Annotated in this window: 11 protein-coding genes, 2 pseudogenes and 1 other annotated feature; of the genes and pseudogenes, 7 read left to right on the forward strand and 6 right to left on the reverse strand. The window is 36.4% G+C overall.

Annotated elements, in window-relative coordinates; all coding sequences use genetic code 11:
• Genes qoxC through qoxA form a run of 3 tightly spaced genes read right to left on the reverse strand, consistent with a single transcriptional unit; the run spans position 1 to position 3,491 of the window.
• Complete coding sequence (gene qoxC / locus MKY81_RS14695; protein WP_066235573.1) at positions 1-597, reverse strand: cytochrome aa3 quinol oxidase subunit III; 597 nt, start codon at positions 595-597, stop codon at positions 1-3.
• On the reverse strand, positions 594-2,543 hold the full coding sequence (gene qoxB / locus MKY81_RS14700; RefSeq protein WP_341118151.1) for a cytochrome aa3 quinol oxidase subunit I: 1,950 nt from the start codon (positions 2,541-2,543) through the stop codon (positions 594-596). The genes qoxC and qoxB overlap by 4 nt, the downstream gene beginning before the upstream one ends.
• 39 nt (positions 2,544-2,582) lie before the next feature.
• Positions 2,583-3,491, reverse strand: coding sequence for a cytochrome aa3 quinol oxidase subunit II (gene qoxA, locus MKY81_RS14705; RefSeq protein WP_066235569.1), 909 nt, complete (start codon positions 3,489-3,491; stop codon positions 2,583-2,585).
• 462 nt (positions 3,492-3,953) lie between these two features.
• Positions 3,954-4,191, forward strand: a binding site (T-box leader).
• Between the two features lie 53 nt (positions 4,192-4,244).
• On the opposite strand from qoxA, the gene asnS reads away from it, so the two are divergent.
• The 3 genes from asnS to sstT all read left to right on the forward strand — a co-directional run bounded on the left by asnS (position 4,245) and on the right by sstT (position 8,547).
• Positions 4,245-5,636, forward strand: a complete 1,392-nt coding sequence (gene asnS / locus MKY81_RS14710; protein ID WP_066235567.1) for an asparagine--tRNA ligase — start codon at positions 4,245-4,247, stop codon at positions 5,634-5,636.
• Between the two features lie 371 nt (positions 5,637-6,007).
• Positions 6,008-7,081: a DUF1646 family protein gene (locus MKY81_RS14715; protein WP_066235565.1), complete on the forward strand. Its 1,074-nt coding sequence runs from the start codon at positions 6,008-6,010 to the stop codon at positions 7,079-7,081.
• Between the two features lie 230 nt (positions 7,082-7,311).
• On the forward strand, positions 7,312-8,547 hold the full coding sequence (gene sstT, locus MKY81_RS14720; RefSeq protein WP_066235563.1) for a serine/threonine transporter SstT: 1,236 nt from the start codon (positions 7,312-7,314) through the stop codon (positions 8,545-8,547).
• 791 nt (positions 8,548-9,338) lie between these two features.
• Here the strand turns inward: sstT and MKY81_RS14725 are convergent.
• Together MKY81_RS14725 and MKY81_RS14730 are read right to left on the reverse strand one after the other, a co-directional pair.
• Complete coding sequence (locus tag MKY81_RS14725) at positions 9,339-9,512, reverse strand: hypothetical protein (RefSeq protein ID WP_160331492.1); 174 nt, start codon at positions 9,510-9,512, stop codon at positions 9,339-9,341.
• A gap of 677 nt (positions 9,513-10,189) precedes the next feature.
• Positions 10,190-11,611 (reverse strand): aminotransferase-like domain-containing protein, encoded by a 1,422-nt coding sequence (locus MKY81_RS14730; RefSeq protein WP_066235561.1) that lies wholly within the window; start codon positions 11,609-11,611, stop codon positions 10,190-10,192.
• A gap of 102 nt (positions 11,612-11,713) precedes the next feature.
• Between MKY81_RS14730 and MKY81_RS14735 the strand changes: the two genes are divergently transcribed.
• Together MKY81_RS14735 and MKY81_RS14740 are read left to right on the forward strand one after the other, a co-directional pair.
• Entirely contained in the window at positions 11,714-12,316 is a 603-nt protein-coding gene (locus tag MKY81_RS14735) for a LysE/ArgO family amino acid transporter (RefSeq protein WP_066235559.1), read from the forward strand.
• Between the two features lie 190 nt (positions 12,317-12,506).
• Positions 12,507-13,085, forward strand: a pseudogene (locus MKY81_RS14740) (Tn3 family transposase); the annotation flags it as partial.
• 213 nt (positions 13,086-13,298) lie between these two features.
• Here the strand turns inward: MKY81_RS14740 and MKY81_RS14745 are convergent.
• Entirely contained in the window at positions 13,299-14,219 is a 921-nt protein-coding gene (locus MKY81_RS14745; RefSeq protein ID WP_066235555.1) for a DMT family transporter, read from the reverse strand.
• Between the two features lie 166 nt (positions 14,220-14,385).
• On the opposite strand from MKY81_RS14745, the gene MKY81_RS14750 reads away from it, so the two are divergent.
• Together MKY81_RS14750 and MKY81_RS14755 are read left to right on the forward strand one after the other, a co-directional pair.
• Positions 14,386-15,171: an ABC transporter substrate-binding protein gene (locus tag MKY81_RS14750; RefSeq protein ID WP_244913533.1), complete on the forward strand. Its 786-nt coding sequence runs from the start codon at positions 14,386-14,388 to the stop codon at positions 15,169-15,171.
• 11 nt (positions 15,172-15,182) lie between these two features.
• A pseudogene (locus tag MKY81_RS14755) lies at positions 15,183-15,729 on the forward strand (histidine phosphatase family protein).
• Positions 15,730-15,997 lie beyond the last annotated feature (268 nt).

Raw genomic sequence — 15,997 nt, forward strand, 5'->3', positions numbered from 1 at the left:
TTACATCATTCCTTTCAAGTAGATGAAGCTAAATATAAAGATCCACACAACATCTAAGAAATGCCAGTAAAGTGAAAAGATAAATGATTTATTAGCTGTTTCAGGATTCAATCCATCTTTTCTTACCTGTAAAATAATGAACAGTCCCCAGAATAATCCAAAGGTAACATGGGCCCCATGCGTTCCTAATGTAGTTAGAAGAATCGCCGTAAAAGCACTTGTTTGCAATCCAGCACCTACATGAACATAGTGAATAAACTCATAAATTTCAAATCCTAAAAATCCTAAACCAAGGAGAAGGGTAATGGCAAAGAAAGCGAGCATCGCCTTCTTGTTACCGATTCGCATCGCATGAATGCCTAAACCAATTACAAAGCTACTTGTTAAAAGTAAAATGGTTTCAATTAAAACAGGTGTAATTTCAAAAATTTCTGCACCACTTGGTCCATTCCCTGTTCGATTATATAAAGTAAAGTATGATGCGAACAGGGTAGCAAATAACATGACTTCTGCGCCTAAGAAAATCCAAAAACCAAGGATCTTCAAACGATTTTCTTCTGTTTGATATTCAAGAGGGAGCGATGGATTTATTTTCATATTGCTGTACCTCCCAATCTATTTTCCGTTTCTGTTATTTCCTCCACCTCAATATAATGGCCATGATCTTTTTCAAAAGAGCGGAAAGCCATACATGCAAAGATACCGATTGTGGTTAGAATTAATGGAATCCAAATACTAAATACGAAGGTAAAGCCCCAGACGAAGAAAATACTCGCCATGATAAAAGGAACTCCACTTGAATTTGGCATATGAATTTTTTCGTATTTTCCTTTAAATAATGGTTCACCATTTTTCTTTGAATCCCAAAAAGCTTCTTTAGACTTAACTTGCGGTGAAATCGCGAAATTATAGTCTGGAACTGGTGTGTGAGTTGCCCATTCTAATGAACGTGCATTCCACGGATCAGAACCAATATCTCTAGATGCATATCGCGTACTATAATAAATGTTATACACAATCAAGATAAAACCTGCAGCTAGGCCCAGCGCACCGATGAATGAAATCATATTCAATGGTCCGAACCCAGTCGATGCAGAATAGGTGTACATTCGTCGCGCCTGCCCATCTAATCCGCTGAAAAACATTGGCATAAAAGCCACAAGTGTGCTAACACCAATGATCCATGCCGACCATTTTCCGATTCTTTCATTCAGCATGAAGCCAAACATTTTAGGCCAATAGTAAGTGAGGCCTGCTAACATCGCAAATACAACACCAGGAATAATCACCATGTGGAAATGTGCCACTAAGAACATCGTATTATGATATTGATAGTCAGCCGCAGACATTCCTAGCATGACCCCGGTAACCCCACCGATTGTAAAGAGTGGGATGAAAAGTAGGGCATAAAGCATTGGTGTGGTGATTTCAATTTTTCCTTTCCACAGTGTAAACAGCCAGTTGAATATTTTTACCCCTGTCGGAACAGCGATGGCCATTGTTGTAATGGAAAATATACTATTCGCTAATGCTCCTTGCCCCATTGTAAAGAAGTGGTGAGCCCAAACAAGGAACGACATGAGCGAGATAATGACCATTGACGCCACCATCGATTTATAACCATAAAGATTACGGCGAGAAAAGGTTGAGATTACTTCACTATAAATTCCAAAGGCAGGCAAGATTAATATATACACCTCTGGATGTCCCCAAACCCAAAACAGGTTTGCCCAAAGCATATCCATTCCACCATTTGTTGTAGTGAAGAAATTGGTGGCAAAAAGCCGGTCCATCGTCCCCATAAGGAGTAAAACCGTTAGAACTGGGAACGCAAAGACAATTATCGCGTTTGTAATTAAGCTTGCCCATGTGAACATTGGCATTCTCATTAAGGTCATACCAGTTGTTCTCATTTTAAGAATCGTGGTTATAAAATTGATTCCTGTCATTAACGTACCGAGACCTGCAATTTGAATCGCGATCATATAGTAATTCGAGCCGACCGACTCACTGAACTCATTACCGGCTAATGGGAAGTATGAAGTCCATCCCGCATCAGGTGAACCACCGATAACAAAGGATATATTAAAGAGCATCGCACCCATAAAGAATAACCAAAAGCTTAAAGCATTTAAACGTGGGAACGCTACATCGCGTGCGCCAATTTGCAATGGTACGACGAAGTTCATTAAAGCCATAATGAAAGGCATCGCCATAAAAATGATCATAACAATTCCGTGTGTCGTGAAAATTTCATTATAATGCTGTGCATCGAGCAACTTATTATCAGGAACGGCAAGCTGTGCGCGCATCATAATGGCATCTACTCCACCACGGAATAGCATAAGTAAAGCAGATATTAAATACATAATCCCAATTCGTTTATGATCGACAGTCGTTAACCATTCGCGCCATAAATAGCCCCATTTTTTCAAATAGGTTAGTCCGACTAGAATCGCCAGTAAGGTAAGTCCAATCAAAACCATGGAAGCATAGATGGCAATACTCGGGTTTGGGATAGCAAATCTATCGAAAAAGTCCATTTTGTTCAGACTCCTTTCAAAATAGTAGTCTTGAAAATATTAATGATCGTGCGATGATTCTTCATTGGAATCATGGTTTTCATCATTCTCTTCTTTCGTGCTCGAATGATTATGTCCTGCGTGTTCGCCTTCTGGAGCAGGCGCAAATTCTAAATGGGTACCAGTGTAAGTGGATTGTCCAACATGACCTGGTTCCAATAATTGATTAAATTTCTTTTCAGTTAAAGGCTTAGCTGTTTCTTTTACTTCTTGAACCCATTCCTGAAATTTTGCTTCAGACATTGCTTTTACATTAAATGTATTTTCCGCAAAACCTTTACCGCTAAAATTAGCATTACGTCCCATGAGTTCACCTGGAACATCTGCGGCCAAGTGTAATTTTGTTATCATATCTGACATGGCATATTTTTGTCCTCCAAGCTGAGGAATCCAGAAACTTGTAATTGGGCCATATGAATATAATCTAAACTCAATTGGTCTATTTGTTGGAATATATAAATAATTGACTGTTTCAATTTCCTCTTCCGGATAACTAAAATGCCATTTCCAATTGGATGAAGCTGCATATATGACAAGAGGTTCCTGATTTTCATAACCTTTTGGCGTTGCTTCTACCTTATAGTTGGATATCACCGACATGATTGAAAGCGTAGTGACAATGATCACTGGAATACCTACACAAATCGCCTCAACCAATGGATGCCCTTCTACATAAGGTGGTTCATAATCCTTGCTTTGCTTTGAAGCACGGTATTTGATTAACATATAAATGAGTAATCCGAAAACCGTAATAACAATAAATGACATAATTAGAATAGAAGCGATAATATCATTCGCCTGTGTCTCTGCCTGCGGACCTTTCGGATCAAGGACCATTAATGGTTCGCAGCCTGATAGTACAATCATGAGTACGGAAACCATTGGTAAGGTTAACCATTTCATTCTCATAAATGAAACTCCTTTCTAATGATGGATATAGGTACCTATGAATCCTAATATTTACTGGTAAACCAATTTGACACCATCTTAATATGTTTTATTAATAAAAACAGCATATTGTGATGTATTTCATAAAATGTTCATTTATAAAAGGACATAATTGTCACGAATTATTCAAGATGATTGAAAGTTGAAAGCTGTGATGTATACAATCATTGGAATTTTTGAGTAGAATAAGGTATCCTAGTTGGTTTGATGTAATAAAGGATTTCCCGAAGTTCAGATATTGTTAAATTAACGACTTTGTCTATTGCTCAATCCTGTTTATCAATTACAGCTTATATTGATCCGCATACGTTAAAATGTTTGACCAATAAAGCTTTCGGTATATATCTTAGGGGGCAACTAGACAAAGGATTATGTTTTGTGATAGATTATTACAATAATAAGTCATTTTTAAAATTACATATTTTTAAATCGATGAAAAGGAAAGTAGTTTTTGCTATATTCGATAGCGAGCCGGGGACGGTGGAAGCCTGGTGATGAAGCATGAATGAAGAACACCTTTGAGTTCTAACCGAAAGGGATAACTTAAGTAGGCTTAGACGTTACCAGCACGTTATGGACTGGATAAGCAATAGTCGCTTTAAAGTTGGTCATATTATGACAATTTGGGTGGTACCGCGGAAGTTAGCCTTTCGTCCCTTTTTTATGGGATAGAAGGCTTTTTTATTGTGAAAAATTACCATATGGAGGCTAATTATGATAAAGACCGTAGTAAAAGATTTATACAGAAATCAAGAAAAATTTAACGAACAAACTGTGCAAATTTCGGGTTGGATTCGAACTCTTCGCGACTCTAAAACCATTGGTTTTATGGAATTAAACGACGGAACATTCTTTAAGAGTGTACAAGTCGTTTTTGAAGATACCCTCGATAACTTCAAAGAAATCACGAAGTTACCTATTAGCTCTTCCGTTTTAGTAGAAGGTGAATTTGTTCCAACTCCTGAAATGAAACAGCCATTTGAAATTAAAGCGACAAAAATTGTTGTTGAAGGATTATCGGATCCAGCTTATCCTTTGCAAAAAAAGAGACATTCTCTTGAATATTTAAGAACAATCGCTCATTTACGTCCGAGAGCCAATACCTTCTCCGCCGTTTTCAGAGTACGATCCCTTGCATCGTACGCCATTCATAAATTCTTTCAAGAAAAAGGATTTGTCTATGTGCATACACCTATTATTACCGGAAGCGATACAGAAGGCGCGGGGGAGATGTTCCGTGTAACATCAATGGATTTGAACCAGCTTCCAAAAAACGAGGACGGAAAAGTGGACGAAAGTGCTGATTTCTTCGGCAAAGAATCCAACTTAACCGTTAGCGGTCAATTAAATGCGGAAACTTTTGCTCTTGCTTTCCGTAATGTGTATACCTTTGGTCCAACATTTAGAGCAGAAAATTCTAATACGGCACGACATGCCGCAGAATTCTGGATGATCGAGCCGGAAGTGGCTTTTGCAGAATTACCGGATATCATGGACCTCGGAGAAGAAATGGTTAAGTATGTAATTAATTACGTTTTTGAAGAAGCACCTGAAGAAATGGCCTTCTTTAATAGCTTTATTGATAAGACGCTAATTGAAAGATTGAAAAATGCTTTAGAATCCGATTTTGGAAGGGTTACTTATACTGAAGCTGTTGATATATTAAAGAACTCTGGTAAGAAATTTGACTACCCTGTTGAATGGGGAACGGATTTGCAAACGGAACATGAACGTTATCTAAGCGAGGAAATTTATAAGCGTCCGGTCTTCGTAACCGACTATCCGAAAGAAATTAAGGCATTTTATATGAGAGCAAATGATGACGGTAAGACAGTAGCTGCAACTGACCTATTGGTTCCTGGTATTGGCGAGTTAATCGGGGGAAGCCAACGGGAGGAAAGAGAAGAGGTCCTTGCAAATAAAATTAAAGAACTTGGTATGTCTGAAGAAGATTACTGGTGGTATCTTGAGCTTAGAAAATACGGTGGTACAAAGCATTCAGGCTATGGAATTGGGTTTGAACGACTTGTCATGTATTTAACCGGAATGAAGAACATCCGCGATGTCATCCCATTCCCTCGTACACCAGGAAATGCAGACTTTTAATTAAATATGTGAAAAAAATGTACAATAGGATGCTGCGGCATCCTATTGTTTCTTATGAAGCACTTTTCACTCTACAAAATAATAATATTTTCTAATAGTGAACTTAATGTATTGTTAATTTAATATTTTGGCGGTCTGAGTATTCCGATAAAATAAACCTTGTAAAAATGACTAGTTACTGTTAATATAATACTAGTTGATAAAATTTAATTGTTTTTTAAACGAAAAATATCACATCTAAAACACAAAAATTAAATACCATTAACTTTATTGGAGGAGCCTGTCACCAAGGGATACGTATGTCCCTTAGTGACAGGCTTTTTTATATTTTTTAGAAATAATCAATAGATAAAAGGGGAGGAATTTGCTTAATGATTATTGGTTTATCCATCATCTTGCTGCTTGTACTGCTACTGCCATTTACACATGTGGTGGAAAAAAATTTAGAAGTATTCTTATTTATTATGGGGGTTCTGTCAGTTCTAGTTAGTCAAGCATTAGATTGGCATCTTGTGAAAGAGGCGTTGGTCCATCCGATTAATATTACACTAGCTGTTCTTGTTGCAGGTTTATTGTTTCGATGGTTCCAGGGGCCGATTGAAAAAGGAATTTTAGGGATCAGTAAAGCGATGCCATATCGATTGTTTATTGCCTTATTTGTGATCATCCTTGGATTAATTTCCAGTGTCATCACTGCCATTATTGCTGCAATTATTCTTGTAGCGGTTGTAAGTGTATTAAAGATTGATCGACAATCAGAAATTCGCTTAGTAGTTTTGGCTTGTTTTGCAATTGGAATGGGGGCTGTCCTTACTCCAATTGGAGAACCACTTTCAACAATTGTTGTAAGTAAACTGGATGAAAGCTTCTTTTATTTGCTGAAATCAATTGGCGTATATGTCATCCCGGGTGTTGCAGCTTTTGGCGTTTTGGCCGCATTCATGGTTAAGTCACGTGAAGAGTCTGCTGCGATTTTGGCACAAAATGAGGTAGCATCAGCTGCCGAAGCGAATGCATTGAATGATATTGAAAAAACGATATCTTCGCAAAAAGAATCTTATGCCGAAATTATTATTCGCAGCTTAAAAATATATTTGTTTGTCATGGCTTTAACATTGTTAGGAGCGGGATTTCAACCTTTTATCGAAAAATATCTATTAGACTTGCATCCATTCATCATGTACTGGATTAACATTATTTCTGCGATTTTAGATAATGCAACACTGGCTGCCGCAGAGGTAAGTCCGGCGATGAGTCCATCAACAATTCAGGCATTATTATTAGGTTTGATCATTAGTGGTGGAATGCTGATCCCAGGGAACATTCCGAATATCATTTCGGCTGGAAAGCTTAAAATTACGAGTCTACAATATGCACGTTTTGCTATACCTGTGGGATTCTTTGCGATGATTATTTATTTTGTTGTTATTCTTCTTGTAGTTTAATTAAAATGGCAAGTAAAAAAATTATAGATTATAAGTTAGTTGAACGCTGATATCTTCAGCGTTCTTTTTTATCTCTTAAGTAAACCTATATTTTTTAGCAAAAATAATAAAGTTATTGTAATATATCTAAATATTCATTACAATATTATTAAATATAAACTAATATTATAAGTATTCTTACAATATTCTATAGAGGATTGTAGGTTTACATACAACAGGGGGGACACACAATGAATCTAGTGAAAAAATGGAATCAAATTAGTTTAGTTAAGCAAATAATCGTAGGTTTAATTATTGGGATTATATTAGCCATCACCCTCCCGAGTATAGCGAAGCCTTTTGTTATTCTAGGCTCTTTATTTGTAGGGGCTCTAAAAGCGATTGCACCAATATTGGTCTTATTCTTGGTCATGTCAGCCATCGCACAACATAAGAGTGGACAAAAGACGAATATGAAATCGATTATCGTTCTCTATCTTTTAGGAACTTTTCTAGCAGGACTTACTGCCGTTATAGTAAGTTTTATTTTTCCAGTAAGCTTGAAACTAGCTACTGGGAATGCAGAGTTGACAGCCCCAGGTGGTGTTGTGGATGTTTTGAAAACTTTACTTCTGAATATTGTCGATAATCCAGTTAAGGCAATATATAATGCGAACTATATTGGTATATTATCGTGGGCAATCCTACTTGGAGTAGCATTAAAAAATGCCCCTGCTACAACGAAAACAATGATTTCCAATGTATCTGATGCTGTTTCAAAAATTGTTACATGGGTAATAAAATTTGCGCCATTTGGAATTATGGGGTTAGTAATTGAATCAATTACTGCAAATGGACTAGAATCATTGCTTGGTTACGGAAAATTACTTGCTGTATTAATCGGGTGCATGATTTTCGTAGCGCTAGTTGTTAATCCAATCATCGTTTACGTATGTATTCGTCAAAACCCATATCCACTCGTGTTAACTTGCATCAAGGAAAGTGGGATTACAGCATTTTTTACACGCAGTTCCGCAGCAAACATTCCAGTGAATATGAAATTATGCGATAAACTAGGTTTAGACAAGGATACTTATTCCGTTTCGATTCCGCTAGGCGCAACGATCAATATGGCAGGTGCAGCAGTAACAATTTCTGTGTTAACACTTGCTGCAGTTCATACGTTAAACATCCAAGTCGACATCCCAACAGCTATTATTCTTAGTGTTCTATCTGCTGTTTGTGCTTGTGGAGCATCAGGGGTAGCTGGTGGTTCTTTACTTTTAATTCCACTAGCATGCAGTCTTTTCGGAATCCCGAATGATGTAGCTATGACGGTTGTTGGTGTAGGCTTTATTGTTGGGGTATTACAAGATTCTTGTGAAACAGCACTTAACTCTTCAACAGATGTTCTTTTCACAGCTTCAGCTGAAATGAGGAAGAACCGGTTAGAAGGTAATGAAATGAACGTTCAAAAGGTATCATAAAAGACAAACCTCTAACGGGTTTTCTTTTAAGGTGCAAAACAGTAAAGAACAATGCAAATAGGGTGCGAAATCGAAGGGATTTTTCTCACCCTATTTTTTTGCTGTATCAATGTTTTGAACGAATTAGCATATAGAATCGCACAATAAATCACATAGCAAATAACAATTTGCGAATAGATCTTCTCTATCTAAAAATTGAATTGCTAAAATAGATGCAATTACCATGGTATATTGTCATTCTCCTGCCAATGAATCAGATTATCTGACAAGTTATTTGATTTTGGTTGTTATAACTGAATGTTGATTTATCTATGTTTGATAATAAGCGGAGAAATTCCGTTTAAATTGGAAAATACCCATATTTCCTTAAAAATAAGGGAAGCTTTTCCGACTATATTATACAATTCTTTGGATTTTGACTTATTTAGGGATGTTAACCTGAATACCTCCGTCTATTTCTGCTTTTTAAGCCTTCTCTTTATACATTAACCGGAAATTCTCCGTCTATGCATTCTCATACCCATTCCATCTTTCCTCCAATTATCGTAATTCTATTCGAGTTACATTAATAACTTATTTTCTTTAAGATCTCCAGTGTTTTCACGTCTTAGAAAGCAGGATACTGGATTATTCTTTTGATAGTTTATTGGACAATTAGTTATATCAGAGGGAAGAGTAAAGATAAAAAGAATGTTGGAAAATGAGACCTCAATATTGGAGGATTTGTTAGTATCCTTCATTATTGAGGTCTTTCTACGTTTTAGGTTTTCAGACTTAATAGATATATTTATTTAGTCATTATCCAGATCTTTATCAAAAAAGGAAGGTTTCCGTATTTCTTTGATACCTAACTGATCCTTTATTTCTGATAAGTCTTTTAAAATAGTATGCGTATTTATCCACGCAGCAATTGAAGCGAAAACAGCTAAAGCCAAAATAAGTATGATTACTACATTTACAACCAAACGAATCACCTCATATCATCGATTATTTAATTTTACCACAATATGTATAAAGGCTATTAAAATAATGAGTAAATTTGATAACTCCAGCCACTTGTTTTGATTATTTCCCTTGCGAAATGAATGAAAATTCAGTCAATAATCAAATTGATCAATAAGAAATCTATCAAATTCGTCCTCATTTACCCTTCGACAAGAGCTAAATAATATTTCTCTTCACCATTGTATTCAGCAATTAAAATGTCTCCACGCTCTTTTGCGGAATAAATTTTCGCACCTATTGGTAATTTGTTTGCCATCCCATTCTTAAATGACTTAGGGGAACCATTTGTAAATAATGCGTCTATTTCGCCAAGTTGCTCTTTCTTAGAAAGTTTTAATTCGCTTACCCAGTCATATCAGTTTTATAAATCAAATCTTCCCATTGGAAAATGTCCGCATACATAGAACGGTGTTCAAATTAATTGTTGTTAAATTTTCTTCCTATAAACTCTTTTCCCTCAATAACAAACAACGACGCTGTCATTTTAAAATCTAGTGTTGTTCAATTATTGGTCCGATTGCTGAACAAAATAAAAAAACACACACTTGCTATTTTTTATTGTAGTTTATAAATAAAATTCTGATTCTATAGAATTTGTTCTGTTGATGTGCAAAATAACACATAAAATAAGTGTGAATTAGCGACGGGTTAGTTCCATTAAAATATTCAACCCTTCCTTTAATTCCTCTAATGATGCATAAGCATAGGAAAGGCGAATGTGATGTAAATCGCTTGTATCGTAAATGTAACCGGGATTGATAAGTACATTTTTCTTGAGTAAATTCAGAAATAATGCCTTATTCACAATAGGTTCATTGAATCGAAGCCATATATAGAAACCTCCCTCAGACTTTTCCCACGTTGCGATGTGCTGAAATTGCTGTTCTAAAATTTCTTCTACAAAAGTAGCCCTTAATTTCAATTGTTCGCGGAGTTGGAGAATATGCGATTCATATAATCCAGTCGCGATCCAGTGTGCAACAATTTCTTGGGAAAAAGCACTTGAACCGTAATCTGTTTGCATTTTAATATCTGCTAACCGTTGGATAACCGGCTCAGGAGCTACTATCCATCCTATACGTAATCCAGGACTTAGCGTTTTCGAAACACTCCCTACATACAATACTTGCCCCGATTGATCGAATGACTTTAGTGCAGGAGAAGATGATTCGAATAACAGTTCATGATACACATCATCTTCAATAATCGGGATTTGTAGTTGCTTACACGTACTGTATAGGGCTTTCCTTTCCTCTATTGTCCAATTGCGACCTGTCGGATTATGTAGCGTTGGCACGCAGTAAAAAAGGGATTGTCTTTTTCTTTTGGCAACTCGTAATGTGTTGGTTAAATTGTCATCACGCTGAACAGGTATCATACGCATCCCAGCAGATTGAAATGGATGGATTGAATTTAAATACGATGGGTGCTCTTGAAAGATAATCGCCCCTTCTTCAAGTAATCCTACGGCAATCAATTGAAGCGCTTGAAGTGCACCTGAAACAATTAAAATATTTTCCGGTGCGGTTTCAATGCCCCTTTTCTTTAAATACTCACACAAAATACTTCGTAGCTTTTTACTACCTTGTGGTTCTGAGTATCCGATTGCTCTGGATTCCAATGAAAGTGATTTCAATGAGTGTTCAATTTGTTTTGTTGGAAGTAGCTCAGGGGATAACTCACCAGTACCAAGACGTATGATGTTATCATTTTGCTCACATTCATTAATCAGTTGAATCGTATGGTAGTTTGGTTTGTGAATACTAGCTTCAATGTGTTGCTGCCAATTGGGCTGTGATTTATCTAAAAGGACATTCCATGAATTATTTGCTACAAATGTACCTGAACCTATTTTCGATTCAAGCAAACCATCTGCTTTTAATTCATCTAGGACAAGATTAATTGTGCTTCGATTCACTTCAAATTGTGCTGCTAGATGACGCTGTGTCGGAAGTTTAGTACCAACTGTCCAATCCCCCCGTTCAATGCGAGTCTTCATCCATTCTACGATTTGCACATGAACTGTAAGATGGGACTGCCTATCTGGCTTCCAATGCATAAAAACCTTCCTCTCTAAATTGGTTGGATAAAAAGCCATCCAATTGGTTGTTTTCTTTTAGTTGTAACATAGTTACAGTATAAGTGAAAGGGAGATGATAATATGGAAGCAATTATTCATGGGATTATACTCGCATTTGGACTCATTTTACCTTTAGGGGTACAAAATGTATTTGTATTTTCACAAGGTGCTACACAACCACGGCTACTTAGTGCACTTCCTGCAACAATTACAGCAGCAGTATGTGATACGTTTTTGATACTTTTAGCTGTCTTTGGATTATCAATCATCGTCTTGCAATTCGAATGGATGCGACTTTGCTTGATAATTATAGGCATTTTGTTTTTACTTTATATGGGTTACTCTATTTGGCGATCTGAACCTACAACTTCTACATCGAGTAAAGCGTTATCGATGAATAAACAAATCCTCTTTGCCTTGTCTGTATCTTTACTAAATCCACATGCAATTTTAGATATAGTGGGAGTTATTGGAACAAGTGCATTAAAGTATGTCGGGACAGAGCAAGTACTCTTCACTGTAACCTGTATCACAGTATCTTGGATTTGGTTCTTTGGACTGACACTAGCAGGTACAGTTATGAGAAAGCTAGACGGCACAGGAAACTTTATGATTATTTTCAATAAATGCTCAGCTCTCTTTATATGGGGAACGGCTATTTATCTTTTTATTGGATTAAGGTAGAGTACGGCATTTCAAAAAGATATTATGAGCTGAACATGATAAGACGTTTATAACCGAAAACGACCGTTTTTGGTTATGTTGTGTGAAATTCTCTAAAAGTCTTAAAAACTACCTAAACACATAACCAAAACTATAACCAAAAACAAAAAACCAATACCTATGCCTTAAAACCCTTTTTGGTATAATTAATGTGTGTAGAAAGGGGAGATTCATATTAAAATTTGGTTATGCTCGTGTAAGTACGCAAGATCAGTCATTATCATTACAACTCGATGCATTGAATCATTATGAAGTAGACGAAATTTTTGAAGAAAAAGAATCCGGCAAAAGGAAAAACCGGCCGAAGTTGGACGAACTTCTAAAAGTATTACGTAAGGGCGACACTGTCGTTGATGATGTATTAAGGTTGGCACATTCTATTCGTGAAGGAACGGTCTCTGCTTCTCTCATCATGGGAAAACTAGGTTCTTACTCCCATCAAAATAGCCTTGCGACAACTTTAAGAGAGATGGGGCGTATAGATAAGATCTTGTTTATATTAGATTATATTTCTAGCGAAACATTGCGTCGACGAATTCAACGTGGATTAAATAAAGGAGTAGCTATGAATGCATTGGCACTGGCTATTTTCTTTGGGAAACAGGGGGAACTTAGGGAAAGAGCATTACAAGATCAATTACAGCGTGCCAGCGCCTTAAATCTCATTATCAATGCTATTAGTATTTGGACCTTGGACAACCCAATCCACAATAGTTTTAGCGTGGGTTTTAACAACACTGCAAAAATTTATGCGGTGGCATCAATTTGTATGCGTGTTGAAGTGTTAATTATTATGTTAAATTCGTTTAATCGTTGTTATAACAACAAAAAGGGGGACACCAATTCATATACGAATTGTATCCCCGATGAGGTTGTTAATTAACGTTTTCTACCCAATAACCGAACCCGTTAATAAAAAGTAGAGCTTTTTTTCTTAATTATCTTACATATTTTCACTAGATGATCCCACTTGAATGCTTTGAACACGCTGTACCTTTGGCGTATGATTCACACAATAAATACTAAAGACAATTAGAATCAGACCAATAATTAAATAAATGGTAACTGGTTCATGTAGAAAAATGGTTCCAACCACGAGTGCGATTAGTGGGACAAGGAAAGTATACGTTGCTACTTTGCTTGCTTCTCCTGATCGGACAAGGGTAAAATAAGTAAGCCACGCTAACGGAATTCCGAATATAGCTCCATAGAATAGACCTGATAAATAAGGTGCTGACCATTGGATCGCGGAAAAGCTCTCTTGTTCTAATCCGGCGCCGGTCATGACCAGGCCACCTATAACACATTGAATCGTTACAAGCCAAAGAGCGTCCACTTTTGCCCCCGCCTTTTTCAAAAACACGGTACCTATTGCCCAGCTGATTGCTGTTATAAGAGCCAATACTACACCCACAATTGATAATTCGGCACTAAAGCTCTTAAAGCTAATAACTACAACACCAAGAAAACCTAAAACAAGGCCGCTGATTTTTAATCCGGACATTTTTTCACCAAGCCATACCCATGCAAGGAAACCGACTAAAACAGGCTGGAAATAGACAATAACAGAAAATAAACCGGATGGTAAGTATTGCAATCCTACGGTCTGTAGTCCGAAAAATAAAATGACATTAAATATCGTTGAAATTAAATAAATATGCCAATTCTCTTTGAAATGAATTTGTTTATATCTTGGAAAGGTAATGAGAAGTAGTAATATTCCTCCTAATAAAGTACGCATTCCAGAAAACAGGATAGGTGGGGTGTAATTTAGCGCAATTTTATAAATTGGCCAGCATAACCCCCATACTAAAACTAGGAATGTGATTAGAAGAACGGATCTCGTCTTTGAAAGTTCACCCATGATGAATTCCTCCCGCATTTTTACATACATAGAAATTATACGCCGTTAGTGCTGGGCTGACTACTATCATGCTTAAAAACTCATTTGTTTTGAAAATTAAGTAATTTTTTAATAAAATAACTTAGAGTATAAACGGTATCCAACAAAACAGGAAGGGGATATTATTTTGATAAAAACAACGAAAGATCATCTCGGTAGATTGATTGAATATGAGTATCCTCCAAAACGAATAATTTCACTTTGTCCAGGTATTACAGATACGGTGTATTCATTGCAACTTGAAAATGAAATTGTTGGAAGGACCAAATACTGCATTCATCCGGAAGAGAAAGTAAGAAATGCTGCAATTGTAGGCGGTACGAAAAAGGTTAAGCTGGATGTGATTCATGAGTTGAAACCAGATCTAATTCTTGCTGAAAAGGAAGAAAATACGAAGGAAATGGTTGAAGAATTGGAAAAGCATTATCCTGTTTTTGTCGCGGAAGTACAATCAGTAGATGAAGCTTACCGGATGATTAATGATATTGGGGCAGTTACTGATCGTGCAGAAATAGCCGACCGACTGGTTAATACGATCACATCTCAATTTCAATTCCTTCCGAATGTCCAAGGTAAACGAGCAGCCTATGTCATTTGGAGAAAACCATATATGGTCGTCGGAAAAGATACATACATCAATTCTTTATTAGAAAGGATCGGTTTTGTTAACCCGTTTACTGAGTCTGAAGGGAGATATCCAAGTGTAAGTAAAGAGGATTTCCTACAAGCAAATTTAGATTATTTATTGCTGGCATCTGAACCCTTTCCCTTCCAGGAGAAACATCAAATGGAGTTTGCTGAATTTCTGCAAAACATTCCATCCATCTTAGTTGATGGTGAAATGTTTTGGTATGGTCCGAGAATGCTTGAGGCTGCAAAGTATTTTAAAAAAACTTTTGAAACGATCAATTAGGTGGGATATTTGTGGTAACGAACCTGTATTTAGTTAGACATGCACATTCATTTTTTACACCTGACGAGTTAGGAAGACCACTGTCAGAAAGGGGCATTAGGGATGCATCCCATGTCACTCAACTTCTTAAAAACGAAGGCATCCATCATGTTATTTCAAGCCCATATAAACGTGCAATTCAAACAGTTGAAGGTATTGCAAAATATATTGATAACGAGATAGAAATAATGGATGCTTTTAAGGAACGTGTTTTGTCCGAAAAACCTGTACATGATTTTGATAGTGTAATTCGGAAGGTGTGGGAAGATATTGATTTTCACTGGGAAGGGGGAGAATCGAATCGTGTCGCCCAAAATAGAGGTGTCGCGGCAACATTAAATGTTTTATAAGGGGAAAAATGTTGTCATTGGTACCCATGGGAATCTAATGGTGTTAATCCTTCATTATTTTGATACGTCATATCGTTTCAATTTTTGGAAGAAACTTTCGATGCCAGACATTTATCGACTCTCTTTTTTTGAAAAGAAACTTAAAGATGTTAAACGAATATTGAAATGAAGCTTATCCGAAGTGAAACTCGAATACGCTATTTGTAGAAAAAGTTTCCCTTAGATGTGCGGGTATATAAGGAAACTTTTGTTTTTTTGATAAAAAAAATAATCACTTTCATTACTTTAATTATTTCTTTTTCATAAAGAAAAAACACTTTGACTTTTTAAATATTTTATTGTATTATTCAAATCGTAACTATTACGATTTGCGATAATAAAAAGTGTTTTATCTATCATTTTTTAAAATCTTAGAAAAAAATGTAATTTATAAATCG

Origin of the sequence: Heyndrickxia sp. FSL W8-0423 (genome assembly GCF_038009395.1) — a bacterium.
Classification (GTDB): domain Bacteria; phylum Bacillota; class Bacilli; order Bacillales; family Bacillaceae_C; genus Heyndrickxia; species Heyndrickxia sporothermodurans.

What these genes read in the sequence shown, in the direction of transcription:
- qoxB (WP_341118151.1), bottom strand. Translation starts at nt 2,543, where the DNA reads ATGGACTTTTTCGATAGATTTGCTATCCCAAACCCGAGTATTGCCATC.
- qoxC (WP_066235573.1), bottom strand. Translation starts at nt 597, where the DNA reads ATGAAAATAAATCCATCGCTCCCTCTTGAATATCAAACAGAAGAAAAT.
- asnS (WP_066235567.1), top strand. Translation starts at nt 4,245, where the DNA reads ATGATAAAGACCGTAGTAAAAGATTTATACAGAAATCAAGAAAAATTT.
- qoxA (WP_066235569.1), bottom strand. Translation starts at nt 3,491, where the DNA reads ATGAGAATGAAATGGTTAACCTTACCAATGGTTTCCGTACTCATGATT.
- sstT (WP_066235563.1), top strand. Translation starts at nt 7,312, where the DNA reads ATGAATCTAGTGAAAAAATGGAATCAAATTAGTTTAGTTAAGCAAATA.
- MKY81_RS14730 (WP_066235561.1), bottom strand. Translation starts at nt 11,611, where the DNA reads ATGCATTGGAAGCCAGATAGGCAGTCCCATCTTACAGTTCATGTGCAA.
- MKY81_RS14715 (WP_066235565.1), top strand. Translation starts at nt 6,008, where the DNA reads ATGATTATTGGTTTATCCATCATCTTGCTGCTTGTACTGCTACTGCCA.
- MKY81_RS14745 (WP_066235555.1), bottom strand. Translation starts at nt 14,219, where the DNA reads ATGGGTGAACTTTCAAAGACGAGATCCGTTCTTCTAATCACATTCCTA.
- MKY81_RS14735 (WP_066235559.1), top strand. Translation starts at nt 11,714, where the DNA reads ATGGAAGCAATTATTCATGGGATTATACTCGCATTTGGACTCATTTTA.